Annotated in this window: 13 protein-coding genes; 4 read left to right on the top strand and 9 right to left on the bottom strand. The window is 45.9% G+C overall.

Features of this window, described 5'->3' with window-relative positions; genetic code table 11:
• The first annotated feature begins 4 nt into the window (after positions 1-4).
• Complete coding sequence (locus ACJJIC_RS11705) at positions 5-739, top strand: siderophore-interacting protein (protein WP_445356976.1); 735 nt, start codon at positions 5-7, stop codon at positions 737-739.
• A gap of 216 nt (positions 740-955) precedes the next feature.
• Here ACJJIC_RS11705 and ACJJIC_RS11700 read toward each other — a convergent pair whose 3' ends face one another.
• Positions 956-1,501, bottom strand: a complete 546-nt coding sequence (locus tag ACJJIC_RS11700; protein ID WP_445356975.1) for a hypothetical protein — start codon at positions 1,499-1,501, stop codon at positions 956-958.
• A gap of 796 nt (positions 1,502-2,297) precedes the next feature.
• Here ACJJIC_RS11700 and ACJJIC_RS11695 point away from each other — a divergent pair.
• Positions 2,298-2,918 carry an NHL repeat-containing protein gene (locus tag ACJJIC_RS11695; protein WP_444885261.1) on the top strand — a complete coding sequence of 207 codons (621 nt, stop codon included), beginning with the start codon at positions 2,298-2,300 and terminating at the stop codon, positions 2,916-2,918.
• 1,245 nt (positions 2,919-4,163) lie between these two features.
• On the top strand, positions 4,164-5,468 hold the full coding sequence (locus ACJJIC_RS11690; protein ID WP_445356974.1) for a patatin-like phospholipase family protein: 1,305 nt from the start codon (positions 4,164-4,166) through the stop codon (positions 5,466-5,468).
• Positions 5,469-5,517: 49 nt separating this feature from the next.
• Here the strand turns inward: ACJJIC_RS11690 and ACJJIC_RS11685 are convergent, their stop codons facing one another.
• From ACJJIC_RS11685 to ACJJIC_RS11655, 7 genes are all read right to left on the bottom strand, one after another.
• Complete coding sequence (locus ACJJIC_RS11685) at positions 5,518-7,197, bottom strand: NAD-dependent malic enzyme (RefSeq protein ID WP_252085557.1); 1,680 nt, start codon at positions 7,195-7,197, stop codon at positions 5,518-5,520.
• Between the two features lie 683 nt (positions 7,198-7,880).
• Positions 7,881-8,330, bottom strand: a complete 450-nt coding sequence (locus ACJJIC_RS11680; RefSeq protein ID WP_252085556.1) for a GyrI-like domain-containing protein — start codon at positions 8,328-8,330, stop codon at positions 7,881-7,883.
• A gap of 175 nt (positions 8,331-8,505) precedes the next feature.
• Positions 8,506-8,889, bottom strand: a complete 384-nt coding sequence (locus ACJJIC_RS11675) for a SpoIIAA family protein (RefSeq protein ID WP_445356973.1) — start codon at positions 8,887-8,889, stop codon at positions 8,506-8,508.
• A 123-nt stretch (positions 8,890-9,012) separates the two neighbouring features.
• A complete protein-coding gene (locus ACJJIC_RS11670; protein ID WP_444890603.1) occupies positions 9,013-9,258 on the bottom strand; it encodes a tautomerase family protein in 246 nt (81 codons plus the stop codon).
• A gap of 329 nt (positions 9,259-9,587) precedes the next feature.
• On the bottom strand, positions 9,588-10,748 hold the full coding sequence (locus ACJJIC_RS11665) for a serine hydrolase domain-containing protein (protein ID WP_445356972.1): 1,161 nt from the start codon (positions 10,746-10,748) through the stop codon (positions 9,588-9,590).
• Positions 10,749-11,217: 469 nt separating this feature from the next.
• Positions 11,218-12,924 carry an arylsulfatase gene (locus ACJJIC_RS11660; RefSeq protein ID WP_445356971.1) on the bottom strand — a complete coding sequence of 569 codons (1,707 nt, stop codon included), beginning with the start codon at positions 12,922-12,924 and terminating at the stop codon, positions 11,218-11,220.
• Positions 12,925-13,140: 216 nt separating this feature from the next.
• Positions 13,141-14,190, bottom strand: coding sequence for an HAD family hydrolase (locus tag ACJJIC_RS11655; protein ID WP_445356970.1), 1,050 nt, complete (start codon positions 14,188-14,190; stop codon positions 13,141-13,143).
• Between the two features lie 207 nt (positions 14,191-14,397).
• Between ACJJIC_RS11655 and ACJJIC_RS11650 the strand changes: the two genes are divergently transcribed.
• On the top strand, positions 14,398-16,608 hold the full coding sequence (locus tag ACJJIC_RS11650; protein ID WP_445356969.1) for a tetratricopeptide repeat protein: 2,211 nt from the start codon (positions 14,398-14,400) through the stop codon (positions 16,606-16,608).
• Positions 16,609-16,658: 50 nt separating this feature from the next.
• Here the strand turns inward: ACJJIC_RS11650 and ACJJIC_RS11645 are convergent, their stop codons facing one another.
• Positions 16,659-18,008, bottom strand: coding sequence for a hypothetical protein (locus ACJJIC_RS11645; protein WP_445356968.1), 1,350 nt, complete (start codon positions 18,006-18,008; stop codon positions 16,659-16,661).
• Between the last annotated feature and the right edge of the window lies 1 nt (position 18,009).

Below are 18,009 nucleotides of genomic sequence, written 5' to 3'. Positions count from 1 at the left end.
TACTATGGCTGAAAAACGCACACGAGAGCTGGTCGTTTTGCGCTCCACCAAAGTCTCAGAACACATGTTACGTATCACTCTGGGTGGCGAAGAGTTGGAATCCTTTCCCAGCGACCAGGAAAGCGCCTATATAAAACTGGTTTTCTCCCAGGGTGAAGGTGAACGCCCATTGATGAGAAGCTATACCATCAGGCACCAACGGCAGACAGAAATCGATATCGACTTCGCTTTGCATGAACATGAAGGGCCAGCCTCAAATTGGGCGGCCAATGCACAACCCGGAGACTCTATTTTGATAGGAGGACCAGGCCCCAAGAAGCTGGTTAACCCCGAGACCGACTGGTTTTTACTCGCTGGCGATATGACCGCACTACCCGCCATCAGTGTTAACCTGGCCCAACTACCTGACGAGGCCAGGGGATATGCGGTGATAGAAGTTTCAAGCGAATCGGATATTCAGCCACTGAAACACCCAAAAAAGCTGCAGCTACACTGGATGGTAAATTCCCTCCCTTCCGGCGAACTTCTCCTCCCTAAAATTCAGGCACTGCCCTGGCTTCCAGGCCAAGCCGCCATCTGGGCCGCCTGCGAATTTAGTAGCATGCGGCAGTTACGGAAATTTTTTAAGCAGGATAAAGAAATCCCCAAAACCCATATTTACATTTCCAGTTATTGGAAACTTGGGGACTCTGATGAAGGGCACAAGCTCGCGAAAAAACTGGATAACGAGCAGGCCTAAAGGGGAAAATTTGCAGATTTTAGAGGCCACAAAAGCAGCGGGGGAGTAACCCCCTCCCCTAGGGCCTTTCCGGCACTAACACTAAGTACGCTAACCCCAAGTGCGCTAAACCCAAAACAGTTTGCCCGTATTTCACAGCGACGTTATGTTTTTACATCTCAGTAGCAGAAGCTCTCAATTACTATAAGGCGAAACTACTTTCGCGAAAATTGCTCTTTATCCTGATCGATCCATCCGATACCAATAATTAGCAATATAACCCCGCTCATCTACCTGTAGCGCCTGGCGGGTAATTTCTGGAACGCCATTCTCACAGTGCCATGCATAGATAGTCACCCGCCCAGTTACAACGGCTGGTATAGATTCCGACGCAGGGTTGCTCTTACAGTAAGCGGCAATTGCCTCACTTGGCTCCTTCGAAGTGTCCGCCTTTTCTTCACAGGGAAGATTGGCGCCAACAAAGCACGCATAGACTCCGCCATGCATACAACGCCAAAAAGTACCCCCCGCAACCCAATCCCTCGGCGCACCGGCAGAAATACCAGCCGCCTGGTAAATACCCGATAACACTACCTGCGGTTTTGCCGGGCCGATATAGGGTTCTTCCGGGTTGTCTGCATTGACCACGACTCGGCAATAAGCCACCGGGTCATTAAAGGCCCCGAGATACCTTCCTTTGTTTTGCTCCGTCTCGGCCAGGCTCAAACTCCCACAGAACCCCAGAACCAGGCTCGCCAAGATACATGCAATATGCCGAATCATATTTGACCTCCTCTCCCTGCTAACAAGCCCCAGCCACTGCTCTGGCGTCATTAGCGCCTCAACAGTGCTTCCGCGAACAGGGCTCTCTATAGATTAGCCAGCCCAGCCATACCGAAGACCCACCACAGCAGCGCAAAAAACAATCAAGGAGAGTCTGTCGCCAACACGAATTATCCGGCAGTGACTTCCACGACCTAAGCCGCTGCATCACGCTCAGGATATAAGGGTATAAATGCCCTTGACGCCATCCGGCAGCTGAATCACCATCCCCGACATCTAGGGATCCCGCAATTATTTTACTTTTCTAACTTTTCTTCTATTGGAAGACCATTTCCAAGATGGCACCAACCACCCGTAGGAATCCCCGCCCTTTTAGCGGGGGAGGATATTAAATTACAGACCTTTGCTTTAAGATCGCTTGAAACAACTGATTAGGAGGTTTTTATCAAGCCGAGTGGCCAGTTCTACCCTTCAGTGGACAGAAATATAACCAGCCACAAGGCCTCAATCTCACTTTTTGCAGCAATAGCCGCCATTGAATAGACCGTACCCGGCGAATAGAAAATAAATAAGCCGGCACATGGTAAGTCTTTACTGGAAAGTACTAAGCGTAAATAAAAAACTTATCCTTTCAAAAGGCTACGAATACTTTTCCCTGAAAACTGCCAACAAAAATATTACCAAGGCTCCAGCTGGTTTATTAATTAATTATTCAATGAATTCACTTTAAGTCTTCAGATTTTGGTACCCCGAAGCACTAGAAAGCCCCGATCCAAAAACCCAAAGGAGATTAATCATGGAAATGAACTTTAAAGACAGAGGATTCCTCTCAACGTGGCACTTAAATATGGTCACTTTTGATAGAGAAGATAACCTGTGGTGTGTGGGAACTTCGAATAATATCGGAAAGTGGAATTCAAGAACTTTTGGCCTCGTTGACAAAAAAGAGTACAACCAATCCTGGGATTCCAAAATGATTGCATTTGACAAGTCAAATGCAATGTGGAGCGTTGGAACTAAAGGTAATCTTGCCAAGTGGAATACCACCACTGGAGCATGGGAGGAACCGGACATTGAAAAGCCCTGGGACCTAAAAATGATTGCCTTCGATAACTCCGGAGAAATGTGGTGTGTTGGTGAAAAAGGTAACGTAGGCAAATGGAACCCCATTGACAACAAGTGGGATGATCAGGGTGATCTGGGCGGCTGGAAACTGGACTGGATTGCCTTTAGGCCCGGTGACCCAAGAGGTGATATCTACTGTGTGGGAACCGAAAGCAACCTGGGACTCTACGATCCTAAATTCCCAAATGACACTTTCCATATCGCATCCAACTTTGAATGTAAAAGCCTCTATTTCCACGAAATATTTGGATATTGTGTCGGTACTAAAGACAATATGGGTGTATCAATTTAACAGTCAGTAATTTCAGCTAGTGGATAATATTAATTATTCACTAGCTATTTGGCAGCCCAACCCAAAAAGTGAACCTCTCACATTTTTAGGGTGTGGCGCATTAATAACAAGTTTAATGCTCTAGCCGTGACATTAGTACTCGGAAACTACGCACAGTCACTCACACCAAAGTCTACCCAGCCCCAAAACCACTGGATAGTAGAAACAACAACTTGCCCACTACTTTAAACAAGCCTGCAACCTCACAGGCCTCTAACCTATATCACCTATAACACAAGCTAGTTAGTAGCGGACTGGCAATAGCGCTTTCTCAGTTTCTCAACAGCCCGGAAAAAATTTTATCTCAATAAGAAACAGATTTCCCTTTGGAGATATCTATTATCGTGGAATTGATTACATAGCCGTACCGAAACTACGAAAAGAATACGCAGTGAAGATCCCCGCGCTAGCCATACTATGCAATCAGGATTAAGTTTCTGTCTTACTCCGAAGTCACGAAGCCCGCAATAGAAATCTGAGCCGGGTGTGCTCTCGTAAATACTGCACCAAGAGCTGGCGCCAGTGGACCTTTCATTTTGCTGGTGAAAATTGGCCACTTTCACATAAATCTATCGACCACTTAACTTTCATAGCGTGCAGCCCCGCACAGAACAAAGCGCTGCCGGCAGAAAGTTGGTCCTGGACGACAATGATCTACTGTTGGCCAGCTAACTGTCGCTCCAACAGCTGCTGAAGGTGATCCCGCTACCGTACTCGACTCAACAATAAAACCTATAAGATCGCTGTACGTTACTGGCAGGTATTTGGCACTGTACGGCTACTAGAGCTTATTGCGCAACTTGGCAGCGACGGTGGGTGGCATACATTGGCATACCGCAGATTTTGGCAAGCCCTTGACTATGGTACTACAGGCAAGGGACAAGGCGCTGAGCTTCCAGCCGAATCTCAAATCGAATCACCGGATTACTCATCTTCAGTGCAGACCTGATTGCGCCTATCGATGAAGGCCACCGTAGCAACGAAAACCGTATCCGTACACGCCCACCTTTGTATCCTCATTTAGTAAAAGCACTGCCCCAGAGATTTTACCGCTTACTGAATCTAGTGATGCCCAAGTGGGAAGACACGAAATCAAACTGGATGCTATGGCGAATTTGATTCTGGATGATACCCTGCCCCATTCTTTTAGCCGATACTAATTTCAACTTTCGTATGGAACCTACTGCCACCTCAGGGAAAGATCATATGAGTAACACAGCGTGGGTGACCAGCGCCATCTCCGAAGCCGATACCCTTTGGCAAAATTCGCGTACATCGATCGAAGGCAAGTCATTTAGTGATGTGCAGGACTCTAACGGTCTCCAATATGTCGACCTGGTGATGGAAGGCGGTGGCATGCTAGGGATTGCCCTGGTGGGCTACACCTACATCCTTGAGAAGGCCGGTATTCGCTTTCGCAAGGTTGCAGGCACTTCTGCAGGTGCCATCAATGCACTATTTTTAGCCGCTGCCGGTACGCCGAGCTCACTTAAGAGTGCAAAGTTACTGGATATTATGGCTAAGGCGGACTTTGCCAGCTTTGAAGATGGTGAGCGCTTTGCGCGTGAAACTGTGCAGCGCCTGCTCAAAGGCAAAGGGCTGTTTAGTAGCCTGGCCTTACACCCATTCGACTCCCTGCGTACCTGCAAACAGCTATTGCGAGATAAGGGCCTCAATCCTGGCGACGCTTTTAGCCAATGGTTGCAAGAAGAGTTACGCCAGCTGGGCATTACCAATACCGCGCAACTTAAGCAGCGTATCAACCAGTTTCCCACTCTCCATTATCGGGGAGAACCCGATCATCAGGTGGGCGCTGCAGAAGTGGCGCTGGTAGCAGCAGATATTACCACTGAGACACGAGCTGTTTTTCCGGCAAAGGCCCCCCTCTACTTTAGCAACCCGGATGCGATAAATCCCGCCGAATTCGTACGGGCTTCTATGTCTGTGCCGGGCTTTTTCAAACCCTATACAGTGAAGAATATTCCCCAGCTGGATGAATGCAGTTCAGTGGCCGAGAACTGGCGCAGTATTAAGGGAATTGGTGACCCCAGGCTGTTCTTTAAAAATGGTTTTCCTAAAGAAATTCAGTTTGTGGATGGTGGCCTGGTATCCAACTTCCCCTTTGATATCTTCCACAAGCCAGTCGGTACCCCCAAACTACCCACTTTTGGCATTAAGCTGGAAGTGGACCACTACCAACCCAAGTCTGACAAGATTGGGCGCTTTGCCATGGGGCTAATCAATACCTGCCGTAACATGCTCGACAACCATGTGCGGGCCAGCCTAAATGCGGAATACCACACGCTGGTGAAAGAGATCGCTATAGAACCTATGACCAACGGCGAGCATCCCCACTGGTTGGATTTCGCCATGCCAGGAGAGCACTGCGAACACCTGTTCCTGTCCGGCGTAAGGGCGGCGATCGAGTTCCTCAGCAACGGATTTCAATGGGAGGATTATCTTGTGCTGCGCAGGCCGGAAGTTTTCTACTCTGGGGAGCAGTTGGCTTAAGGAAAGAAAGCCGGGTAAAAAATACCCGGCTTAGATTTATTCAGGGTGATTAGAAGGAACGGCGTCGATAACTGCGATAGTTTGCGTGCCAGAAGTTGCGCTTGAGAGACCTCTCTAACTGCTCGTGGCTCACTTTGGGGGCAACTCCATCGAGCTGTGCCTGGGCAGCTACAGCTCTGGCGATATCAATGCTCACCTCACGAATATCATCCAAGTGCGGCAGCAGCGCGCCCTCCCCCTGCTTCACCACTGGTGCCTGCTCCGCCAGGGCGTTGGAAGCTGCCATCAACATGCCATCGGTAACCCGTGTGGCGTTGGCTGCGATCACCCCAAGACCGATACCAGGAAAGATATACACATTGTTGCACTGAGCAACCGGGTGGTGGCGCCCATCAATTTCCACGGCAGCAAAAGGACTACCGGTAGCCACCAGCGCCTCTCCCTTAGTCCAGGTATATATTTCCGTAGGAGTCGCCTCCGCGCGGGAGGTGGGGTTTGAAAGCGGCATCACCAGTGGGCGCTCATGACCAGCTTGTAACGCCTCAATTACTTGTTGGTTAAACAACCCACCTTGCCCGGATACGCCAATAAGAATACTTGGTTTCACCTTACTGATCAGACTTTGCAGGTCTGACTCTGGCGCCCCATCGAAGATATCCGGTGACTGAGCCAGTGCAGCCTGGAAGTCGTGCAGCCCCTTCATATCCGAGGTGACCAATCCATATCGATCAAACATAAAAATACGCGAGCGCGCATCCGTATCACTGAGCCCCGCCTGTACCATGGCGGACACCACCTGTTCAGCAATTCCGCAACCGGCAGAACCAGCACCCACAATCAAAACCCGCTGGGCTGTTAAGGGCTCCTGCCAGGTTTTACAAGCAGCCAAAATAGTGCCCAGGGTAACAGCGGCGGTACCCTGGATATCGTCATTGAAACAGCAGATTTGATCCCTATAGCGCTGCAGTAACGGCATGGCATTTGTTTGAGCAAAATCTTCAAACTGCACCAAAACCTTGGGCCAGCGACGCTTCACCGCCTCGATAAACTGCTCTAAAAACTCATCGTACTCCTTCTGAGAGATACGCTCATGGCGCCAACCCATATACATAGGATCGCTGAGCAGAGTGCGGTTATTGGTGCCAACATCCAAAGTAACCGGAAGTGTGTAAGCTGGGCTGATACCACCACAGGCGGTGTATAGAGATAATTTACCAATGGGAATCCCCATGCCGCCAATACCCTGGTCGCCAAGACCGAGGATACGCTCACCATCGGTAACGACGATAACCTTGACGTTTTCCTTAGTGGCACTGCGCAAGATATCATCTATATATTCTCGGTCTGGGTAGGAAACAAACAGACCTCGATGGTTGCGATAAATATTAGAGAATTCCTCACAGGCCGCCCCAACGGTAGGCGTATAGATGATCGGCAGCATTTCATCAATATGATGCTCAATCAGGTAAAAGAACAACGTTTCATTATCGTCCTGTATACCACGCAAAAAGATATGCTTATCCAGGCCAGTCTTACACTGTTGGTACTGGTAATAGGCCCGTCGAGCCTGTTCCTCAATAGTCTCTACATTGGTCGGCAAGAGACCCGCCAGATTAAACTCAAGCCTTTCCTCTAGGGTAAATGCACTGCCTTTGTTTAGCAGTGGCATTTCCAGTAGAGAGGGGCCAGCATGCGGGATATATAAGGGACGCTTTTCGTTGTTGCTCATAAACCTGCTTTTTCAATGCGGTGATAGACGAGACATATTGCGCAAAAAGCTTCCAACCTTACTGAATAATGCAAAGGGAGCCACTAATTTGCACAGACCCGCCAGTCCAAGGGGGCTTAAAGACTATCTAGTGTTATGGACTTTAACAAGGCCTACCCTCTGCACCTTGGGATCAGGATAAGTGCCTTTTAATCATGCTAGCTTGCTTTTTACAGATGCTCTCAGGGCTGAGACTAAACGACTCCAGGAACAACGAGAGTAAGAAATAAACAACTGCGAAGCCTGTAAGGAGAAGTGTGCTGCCCACCTGTATTCCCCTCCTAGCCCCATAGTTTCATGGGAATTCTCAAGAGGAAGTTAGGGAAATGTGGTTAGAAAACTTGAGGGAGGAAGAATTGGTACCTGCAAAGACAAAGTATCGAAGAGGTAGGAAATAGGATGTCACCAACCAGCACCTAGTGCACAAGCGAACCGAGACAGCAATAGTAGTACTGTCTATTTTGGCGCTGGGACATGTCCATAGTGACCATGCTGTCTATCTGGGCGTTTTGAAGTTTTGGTAAAGCAGGCGATCATTTTTCAACCATCAGAAAGCCTTTCGGAAAAAGCTCTTTGTAGAAGCGAAGCAAGATAGAGGGACCCTAAACCTGTAGGCACAGTCGTCTTAGGAGCCCCCAAGGACACTATTTGATTGAAATGGCAACTCTTATCTCATTTGGGCTCAGGTAATGTTCAAAGTCTGTGGTGTAGGCTCTTTGATGAGGACAATCCGGTGAAGAAAAGTAATTCCATATCTCACCCCATAAGTCGATAACCGTCTGCGGCATTTCTCCCTGGGCGGAAAACACCAGATACTTTCCCGATTGCACATGTATCGGCTTGAAATCTTCGGACATATCTGTTGAAAGCAGATCTGAGCAAGCATAGATATCAAACAACCCGCTATGGTCTGACTCATAGTTGGTATAAACCCCATAAATCTGGGGAGCTCCCGTAAACTTGGGAGCTGCCTCGGTACTAAACTTCTCCCACAGGGGAGCTATTTGCGCAGTAGAGGCATCCGCCTCATTCTCATTCTTTGTTCTTGCGCAGAGCCCCACCAAATCAAAGCCGGGAATTTGTTCAACGACCATAACTACCTCATTTTTATCAATTATTGATGTTACTTGTATTCCAATACACAGCTAAGTGCATGGATGAACAACTAAAGGGGTTCACCTTAAAGCTAAGGGTAGCTCCTTCCCTGTAGTAATTTCCTTGCTTTGAGCCCCAAACCGAAGAAAAATTCCACAACTACCTCTTGCTGAGTTAATCGAGTTTTTCTGGCCTGTAACGGTTGAGAAATTGAACCGCCTCGTCACGCTGTTCCAAAGAGAAGCACTGGATATCTATATTCCTAAATATCTTATCTTCAGCCTTCACAATCTTTTGTAGCCATTGCTTATCCGTCAGAATGGCTGCCGCAGAGATATTAGAAATACCAACATTAACCAAGTATTTCAATTTTTCTAGCACTGCCGAGAACTCAAGCCCCTTAAATGACTCAATTTCCTCATAGATAGTGATCCTCTTATACTTCTCACCAAGCAACTTTGCTTGAGCCAAAGTCTCAGAAACATCACTTTCTGTAATTGAATCAGATACCCTGAAAGCCAGGGCATTAGGAATAGCGATATCTATCGCTTTGATCATCTCGTTAATCCCATTTCCAATAATCTACAGTCAGAAATTAATAGTATGCTGTGGACAGTACCATCCTATTTATCACATTAAGCTTATTTTAAGCGCAGGATAAAAGTATCAGGAGGAAATACTCTACAACGCTCTACAGGAATCTGCTTTCTTTTTGATTTGCAAGGCAATCTCTTTCGTTAAGATTTGCCCACCTAACGACCAGTTTTCTGCCTCAACCAAGTCTAAAGAAACCCACACATGCTGCCTAAAACTCTCATCTCCGCCGCCTTCGACCTCCACCATAATATCACTGATTTTTTGCAGCAACTCCTTCTTCACACGCTCATCAACTAGCTCTTTAACTGTTGTAATTGTTACATGTGGCATAAAACCCTCCAATTGATACTAAGTGAAATTTAGAAAATCAATAAAATTTAAAACAACTCTGCAGAAGACAAAAAGGCATTAGATAGAACCATCTCTCAATGGAATGCAATAACTGCAGAGCTAAAAGATGCAGGGTAGCAATGACTAAAAATTCATTCTTAAACTCAAACTCTCCACAGGTCAGCACCCCTTCTACTACAAACCTACCAAACACTGTATATAAATACAATAGTGGATCAACAGCAATTAATTTCAACTCAGGATCGGGGATACCTCGCAATCCAGAGACTACGAGGCCGACTTAAGGTACACGCAGAGAGTTGAGTCTTCTATTTTACTTGCTCATTACTATGAAAGAGATCTAGGGTCTTTAGAGAAAGGGCAACCAGATCCACACTGGATTCCAAGTCCACATTCTTTATAACAGTCACTGCCCGCTGGTGTTCAGGACAAAGTATAAGCACACTTGTACTTCCTATACTTAGCCCCGTGTGGTATAGCAAATTAGGGTGTACTTGGAGAATACGCCTTATATCCGCATACTCTTCCGAGTTATATCCAGCTAAGAAATCTTGCCCCCCAAGAAACCAACCAATACCAATATTGGTTTCTGTTCCATCTGAAAGTTTAGAGTTAGTAAATAGCTCAGAAATGGATTCCTCCTGCAGAAAACCAGGCTTCAGATGAGAAAGCGCAAATTTCACCACATCTTTTGGCGTGGATAATATTCCACCGCCAGCATACTTATAGCTACTATTCACCTCTGGAGAATTTATAAGCACACCTGTAAAAAAAGAATAAGCGCCCTGTCTACTTGGGATAATTGGTGCCGCATCATCAAAGGTAGTTCTCTTCAATCCTAGAGGTTCAAAAACTTCAGTACTAACTATCTCCTTAAAGGTTTCCCCTTTTGCTGACTCCATTGCCGCACTCAGTAGAGTCCAATTATAAGTAGAATAACTCTGATCCGAACCGGGAATAAAAAGCAAAGGGTCATTTTTAAAAATATTCAAAGCTTCTAAAGTGTTGTTGTATTGCACATTCGAGAGAAACTCATGCGGAATAATGTAGTCACGAATTCCAGCGGTGTGATTGGTTAACTGGCGCAAGCTTATCGCTGGGTGGGTTTCAGGCCAGTCTGGCACCAAAAGTCTTACCTCTGAATCCAAATTTAAAACTCCCTGCTCTACCAGACGCATCAAAGCAGCCGCAGTAATCACCTTAGAAACGCTTCCAATACGGAGTTTTGTTTTTTTGGTCATAGGAACTTTAGACTCAAGATCTGAATACCCAAATCCTTTAGCCCACTGAGTGCCATTAGTATCGCCAACGGCCACGCTAATACCAGGAACAGTATCTGAGGAAACGGCCTGTTCAAACAAAAGTTTTGCTTGTTGTGGAGCACTATCAGCGCCCTTTGATTGTAAGGGCAACCAAAGAGCCGCTGAAGCGATGAATACTATAAATTTATACATATCACCAAATTCCATTTGTAAATTTCATATACAGAGACGCCGATAAGGCGCCTGAGACACTATACAGGCATATAAAGGAAGTAAGCTAATTTAACTTTTGATCAGGCAGATAAGGTACGATAGAACCGAAACAAGGGGAAAGATAACTTAAAATAACTTTTTAACTTTAAGAGTTGAACACTATTCAAACTTTGGGGAAACGCCTTGTTTTAGATTAAGGCAAAATCATTAGGTTACCTTTAAAACTAAAGCAACTATAATTGACACCCCTAAACCTGAATGACAATTTGTATCAAACCAGAGCGTTGTTAATTACAACAGCTTATTGCTACGCATCAAAGTGCATCCAGGAAAAATCACCTATGTGCTTTACTTGACTTAAAGCGATTACTATAGACCTGAGCTTCCTACCCTCCCTCTCTGTTTAGAGAGTAATTCATCACCTTTTCATGCCCTGTGACCTAATTTAGCGCCCTATGAAAATTCAGTTACTACCCGAAGCTCCAGCCTCTAGCTGTTTTTGTACCTTTTCCAAATTGAAAGAGCCGGGAACTTGACTGGGGGGGTATTCCTTCATGGTGCTCAGGAACTTGGCAGCGAGCTGCTGCATAGGAACCAATACAAATGCACGATCAATAAACCAATCATTATAGGTATTGGAGCTATGTTGTGCTTTTTCGAAAGGATCCTGACGTAAATTAAACAGTAAAGGAATACGCAGTTCAGTAAAAGGTTCGCGCCAGACTTCAAAACCTTTACCACGATTCTCCAGGAAAATGGCTTTCCATGGCTCGTAACGCATAGCGACTATTTGACCATCATCATTAACATATATAAATTCCTTTCGTGGTGACAACTTGGCCTTACCAGAAAAATAATCCAACATGTTATAACCGTCGACATAGTTGCGGTAGCGGCGACCGTTCAATTCCACCCCCTGCTTTAGTTGCTCTTTGATATTAGGGTTTCCGCCGGCGGCAGCCAGTGTTGGCAGCCAGTCTTCATGGGAAACGATGCCCGTCAGGGTAGTGCCAGCTGGGAATTTTCCAGGCCAGCGAACAAAAGCCGGTACCCGATAAGCCCCTTCCCAGTTGGAGTTCTTTTCACTGCGAAAGGGAGTTGTGGCCGCGTCAGGCCAGGTATTGAAGTGTGGTCCATTATCGGTGGAATAAAATACAATCGTATTGTCAGCAATTTTCAGACGATCGAGTAAACTCAGTAATTTTCCCACCAGGATGTCATGCTCTACCATGCCATCCATATACTCGTTGCTGTTCGGTCCAGCCAGATTTTTATGCTCCTCTCGAACATGAGTACGAAAATGCATCCGAGTAGCATTCCACCAGACAAAGAAAGGCTTTCCGGCCTGATGAGCACGCTCTATAAAGTCAATAGCTGCAGCTAGAGTTTCATCATCAATTGTCTCCATGCGTTTTTTAGTGAGCGGGCCTGTGTCCTCAATGGAGCCACCCGCATAAGACTTGATCACTCCGCGTGGGCCAAATTTTTTGCGGAATTCAGGATTTTTGGGGTAATCGCGATTCTCTGGCTCTTCTTCAGCATTGAGATGGTAGAGATTTCCGAAAAACTCATCAAACCCATGGTTAGTGGGCAGATGTTCATTCCGGTCACCCTGGTGATTCTTACCAAACTGACCGGTAACATAACCGAGGCTTTTCATAACCGTGGCAATTGTCGCATCACTCTTTTGCCAGCCTTCCTTGGCTCCTGGGAGCCCTACTTTGGTCATTCCAGTACGCACTGGCACATTACCTGCCAGGAAAGCGGCCCTTCCGGCCGTACAAGATTGCTGGCCGTAGTAATCGGTAAATGACAGCCCCTCAACAGCCAATCGATCAATGTTGGGCGTGGCATAACCCATCATGCCTCGGCTATTAAAACTGATATTCCAAATACCGATATCATCCCCCCAAATCACCAGGATATTGGGCTTTGTAAGCGGGGTGTCCTGAACTTGAAGCTCCGGTGGGGCTTGAGTTTGCCCCTGCTCCTCCAACTGAGGCTGAGGCTGAGGCTGAGGCTGAGGCTGAGGCTGAGGCTGAGGCTGAGGCTGAGGCTGAGGCTGAGGCTGAGGCTGAGGCTGAGGCTGAGCAATAACGTGCCATTGCAAAAAACACAATACAATTGCACCCATGAACAATCGACGGAATACCAGAGTGGATGAAAACATATTGGGTCTCATAAATCATTTAACATCTATAGAGAGTGCATATAGCGACAAATAAACCTCTATTGACAAGAAAAACCTTTTAAAAATTACTGGTGCCAATAGGTGTAAATTCACGCTTTTTAGGAAGGGTAATACAACAAGATTAGACAAACTTGTTTAAAGCGTTCATTAGAGAAGGTTTTGCGGCAATGAATTCAAAGGCATGAAAGATGGATGTTAACCACCATCTTCAACCGGTGTTTCAGATATTTCCTTTTCAGGTGTGGTGACTTTAGACTGAGGAAAAACCACTGCCCAGTCTTTTGCCATATCTACAACCGTCCACCCATAGAGCTTGGCAGCTTTTAGAGCCTTATCCAGGTGCCCTACCTTAGAGCCACTATCATAAGACCACTCCCTCTTACTATCGGTATGGTGAATTAACATGCCAAAACGAGGCCCTTTACCGGAAGTAGACCACTCCAACATCTGTAAATCACCGTCTGAATTTCCAGCAACAAAAATTGGACGGATCCCAATAACCTGGCTTATGCCAATAGCCTTGCCTACACCATCATTCACGAAGTCAAGTTTATCCGTTGTAATGATTTGAGGATGACCATCATCATCTTCATACCGTAATTTAAAACGGCTACCAATTACCTGTTCCGGCGGGATGTCGTAGAAGCTCATTGAGAGTGCCCTAATGAAATCAACTCCACCACCTGAAGATATATAGGTTTTAAAACCATTTGCGCGCAAGTACTCCAGCAATTCATGCATCGGCTGATAAACCATATTTCGATAAGGCTTTCCCGTAAGGGGGTTTTTGGCGGCAGTAAGCCAGGAATTTACAACCCTATTAAATTCCGTATCTGTCATACCTGTTTGAGTAGTACTGATTATTTTTAACCTATCCGCTTTGCCAAGGGTCAATAAGCTATGAAAATCTTCTTTTAGAATGGAGGCAAAAGGTTGCTCCTTCTGCCACTTCGGGTGCTCAGGTGCCAATCGCTTAATCTCATCTATCGCAAAAAGTAACTGAACGTAAGCAGGCTTCTCCGCCCACAAAGTGCCATCGTTATCGAATACAGCAATACGAAGCTCTGGAGGAACAAAGTCGGAACTGCCTTCTCGCGTCACTTTTTTTACAAAACTTATGATGTCAGATTTTGTTGACGTATTATTCCATGATGGAAGATCTGCACTCACACCTGGACTGGATTGGAAAATATTTATCAGAAGCAGCAAGCAAAAAACTGTCAATTTTCTTTGAGAGAAAGCCATTAGGTTAAGAGACTCAAGTAAACATGGATTGCTTGAAGTGGCACACAATGAACTAATCTTGGCTTGTCAAAGCCAGATCAATCCAACAGAAAAGTCAATAAAACTAAATATATGATAAATATAGCTGGAAAAATTCACAGGATTTTTATTGTTCTCGTTCTATTACCACTAGCTGGATGTGGCGGGCATAAGAATGAAAAATCCGAAATGGATAAAACTGATGAAAACGAATCTATCTTAACCACTACCCATCAGATAAGTCATTCGGAGAAAGAACACGCAACATTTATCGGTTCAGCCTCCTGCCAAAACTGTCACCAAAAAGAAAGCACTGCCTGGAAAGACTCCCATCACGCGCAAGCCATGATGCCAGCCAGTGAAGACACTGTTCTCGGCAACTTCGATGGAACCACCTTTGACCACGGCGGAGTAACTACAACCTTTTACAAGCGCAAAGGAAATTTTTTTGTCGAGACCGAAGGAACTGAAGGTGTTCTAGAAAAATTCCCCATTTCATACACTTTTGGGGTAACTCCTCTCCAGCAATACTTGATTCAATTTCCCGGCGGGAGGCTACAGGCGCTCAGTATCGCTTGGGATAACCGCCCAATAGTTGATGGTGGTCAACGCTGGTTCCATTTATACCCGAATGAAAAGATCGAACATACAGACTACCTACACTGGAGTGGTATTAATCAGAACTGGAACTTTATGTGTGCGGATTGCCACTCTACTAATCTACAAAAAAATTACGATCTTCAAACCGATACATTTCAAACCAGTTGGTCTGAGATAAATATTGCTTGTGAATCCTGTCATGGGCCCGCCTCCAAGCATCTTGAATGGGCTCAAAATCAACAACAGAGCCTTCAAAATTTTGGCTTTACTCATGAATTACAGAGGATAAATACAAACCAGTGGAAAATGAACCTTGAAACTGGAATAGCCTCAAGCAAATCAACCAAGGTCGCCAAAGAAATACAAACTTGTGCACAATGCCATTCCAGGCGCGCGACATTCTCACCTGGCGCAACTGCTGGGAGTAAATTTTTGGATCACTATAACCTCGCCCTGCTACAACCACCCCTCTATCATGCGGATGGTCAAATTAACGAAGAGGTCTATGTCTATGGCTCTTTTTTACAAAGTAAAATGTATAGCGCAGGCGTCACCTGTAGCAATTGTCATGAGCCCCATAGTTTACAGTTACGTAGCAGTGGCGACGGGGTTTGTGCCCAGTGCCATCTACCTGAGAAGTTCGCTCAAACCGATCATCATCTTCACCCAATAAACAGCCCCGGATCGCGATGTATCAATTGTCATATGCCAGCAAAGAACTTTATGCAGGTAGATAGCCGCCGCGATCACAGTTTTCGCATCCCCCGTCCAGACCTTTCAGATCAATTAAAAACACCAAATGCCTGTATCAATTGCCATAAGAATCAAAGCAATCAGTGGGCTGCTGAAGTTCTGCGCAAGCGATTTGGCCCAGCAGAGACAAACCACTTTGGCGAGGCTCTACACGCAGGCCTTACAGGAGCATGGGATGCAGAGAAGAAATTAAGTAAATTGATCCTAGACCGAGAACAGCCAGCAATCGCTAGAGCAACCGCTATAACCTTTCTGGCGGAATACCTCAGCCGCGATTCTGTACAATTATTGCAATCCATAGCACAAAGCGATGAACCACTACTCAGTCTGGCACTGGCACAGTCATTAGATAGAATACCGGAGCAATTACGACCTGCCTTGGGAATACCTCTACTCTACGAGCGAGAACGCGTCACCCGCTCTTTGGCCGCCAATGCTCTAGCAACCTTACCCCTGGGAAATTACCCTGCTCAGGTTCGCCAGCAATTTTCTCTGGCACTTCAGGAATATATAACCTCAGAATTGTTTAACAGTGATCGACCAGAATCCTTATCCAACTTGGCGGGGCTACATCAACAGAGAGATAACTCACAGCAAGCAGAAGTATTCTATCATCGAGCTATAAGTAAAGCGCCCTATTACACAGCTGCATACATCAATCTGGCAGACCTTTATCGAATAAAGGGAAAAGAGAAAAGTGCAGAAGAAGTGCTGCGAAATGCCCTGGATAAAGCAGAGAGGAAGGCAGCAATACAACACTCCTTAGGGCTATCATTAATACGACAGAAACGTCACTCAGAGGCTATCGGTTATCTCAAGCAGGCCTCTGAGTCTAAACAGACTGATAGCCGCTATATATATGTCTATGCGATCGCACTACACTCCGCCGGCAACTCTACACAAGCCCTGGCAACGCTTGAGAGGGGGCTTGAGCAATTCCCTTCCTCAATAGATATCCTTCGGGCTTTAATCTCCATTAATCGAGAATCCGGCAACCTGGAGAAGGCTAAAAAATATGAAAACTTCCTTGCTGGAAGCAATCAATAGCCCCAAAAGCCTTCTATTGTTTTAGTTGAAGCTAAACAATTAGTAGATGACTAAAAATCGTAATAAAAACTCAAGCGGAGCAAGTGCTCATTCGGAATTAGACCAAACTCACAACTCTCACAGCCACTAAACACTTGGGCCTGAAGTCGAGTACTGAAATGCTCTGTCCAATTTTGGATTAATTCCAAGTTATGATACTGGCTCTGATCATCAATGTTATATTGAATACTCTGACGATACTGAAACTTACGTTCAATCCGGGTGTTACCCCACATAAAAAACAAATACTCTCGGCGCAACTGTCCCACCGATAACAGCTCATAGCTATCAATCAGGAAATTAAAGGCAGCTGGCGCTTGAACGGACTGTAAACCTTGCTTGGCAAGATCCACTTGTTCGATAACCTGGTCCCACTCTTCTGACTCATACCCATGTTCGTTGTATAGATATTCTGCCGTAATATCCCAGCCGCCTTTAAGGCTCATCTGAGCACCTAGCACTGCTTTTAGGTAGCCGTGATCCTGTAGACCTCCATAGGAGATATCACTAGCCACTGGCAGCTCGCGCTGCTGTTCCCAGGCCCCTTCAAATCGTAGAGTAATATTATCACGTGCCAATGCACTCAAACCCAGGGCCGTATTCAGTTCTCCACCATCCAACTGGTGTACTACTAACCTGGTATCCAGATCCCCCTCCCTATTCAGAACCAATGCATATTGATACTCGTGGTCAGCAAACGGATGGTCCAGCTTCCGATCCAGATTATCTTCCACTTCAGCAATGTAGATACCCGCGTTCCAGTCACCGTAGCGAAGATCCAGATGCGCCATATCCCAACCCTGTTGTTGGGTCAGATCATCTGTATCCAGATTTGGCCGGTCATAGACAGGCTTGAGTAAGTTGGCAGGGGACCAATTGTAACCATTACTCCACTGAGGTTTGATCCTGCCAATATTAATACCCAATCTCCGGTTAGATGTGTACGAAGATAAGTAGCCCTCCAATAGGTAGGCATTGAACTCTTCTGAAGAGGCGCCACCGTCATCCACCTTATAGTCTTGAATAAAGGCTAGGCGAGTAAAAGTAGAAAATTGTGGCCCCGATAAAAACTGACTACTGAAATCCAGTGCTAGCAAAGATTCTCTTTCACTAAATTGTAGATTTCCAGGGTTAAAATACTGGTCTTCCCGCACGCTATTCTGCTGCTGATAGGCAATAGCCGAAATATCATAATTCCAATAATTACCACTTTCCCTATTACTGGATGAAAGATCTTGTGTTTTAGAACTCTCAGAGAGCTCATTAGAGAAAGGATCTTTAAACTCTTGCGCACTAGCTAAAGCAGCTGAGGCAGAGACACTTAAGATTATGGCCAGTTTGCGCTGGGTTAAATTTGGCATC

It is taken from the genome of Microbulbifer mixtoriginis (SeqCode) (assembly GCF_052468275.1).
This window is presented reverse-complemented; position numbering and strand designations above follow the sequence as displayed.

Excerpts from the sequence above, each read along its gene's own strand:
- ACJJIC_RS11665 (WP_445356972.1), bottom strand. The coding sequence starts at position 10,748 with ATGGAATTTGGTGATATGTATAAATTTATAGTATTCATCGCTTCAGCG.
- ACJJIC_RS11700 (WP_445356975.1), bottom strand. The coding sequence starts at position 1,501 with ATGATTCGGCATATTGCATGTATCTTGGCGAGCCTGGTTCTGGGGTTC.
- ACJJIC_RS11660 (WP_445356971.1), bottom strand. The coding sequence starts at position 12,924 with ATGTTTTCATCCACTCTGGTATTCCGTCGATTGTTCATGGGTGCAATT.
- ACJJIC_RS11705 (WP_445356976.1), top strand. The coding sequence starts at position 5 with ATGGCTGAAAAACGCACACGAGAGCTGGTCGTTTTGCGCTCCACCAAA.
- ACJJIC_RS11655 (WP_445356970.1), bottom strand. The coding sequence starts at position 14,190 with ATGGCTTTCTCTCAAAGAAAATTGACAGTTTTTTGCTTGCTGCTTCTG.
- ACJJIC_RS11690 (WP_445356974.1), top strand. The coding sequence starts at position 4,164 with ATGAGTAACACAGCGTGGGTGACCAGCGCCATCTCCGAAGCCGATACC.
- ACJJIC_RS11695 (WP_444885261.1), top strand. The coding sequence starts at position 2,298 with ATGGAAATGAACTTTAAAGACAGAGGATTCCTCTCAACGTGGCACTTA.
- ACJJIC_RS11645 (WP_445356968.1), bottom strand. The coding sequence starts at position 18,008 with ATGCCAAATTTAACCCAGCGCAAACTGGCCATAATCTTAAGTGTCTCT.
- ACJJIC_RS11685 (WP_252085557.1), bottom strand. The coding sequence starts at position 7,197 with ATGAGCAACAACGAAAAGCGTCCCTTATATATCCCGCATGCTGGCCCC.
- ACJJIC_RS11670 (WP_444890603.1), bottom strand. The coding sequence starts at position 9,258 with ATGCCACATGTAACAATTACAACAGTTAAAGAGCTAGTTGATGAGCGT.
- ACJJIC_RS11675 (WP_445356973.1), bottom strand. The coding sequence starts at position 8,889 with ATGATCAAAGCGATAGATATCGCTATTCCTAATGCCCTGGCTTTCAGG.
- ACJJIC_RS11680 (WP_252085556.1), bottom strand. The coding sequence starts at position 8,330 with ATGGTCGTTGAACAAATTCCCGGCTTTGATTTGGTGGGGCTCTGCGCA.
- ACJJIC_RS11650 (WP_445356969.1), top strand. The coding sequence starts at position 14,398 with ATGGATAAAACTGATGAAAACGAATCTATCTTAACCACTACCCATCAG.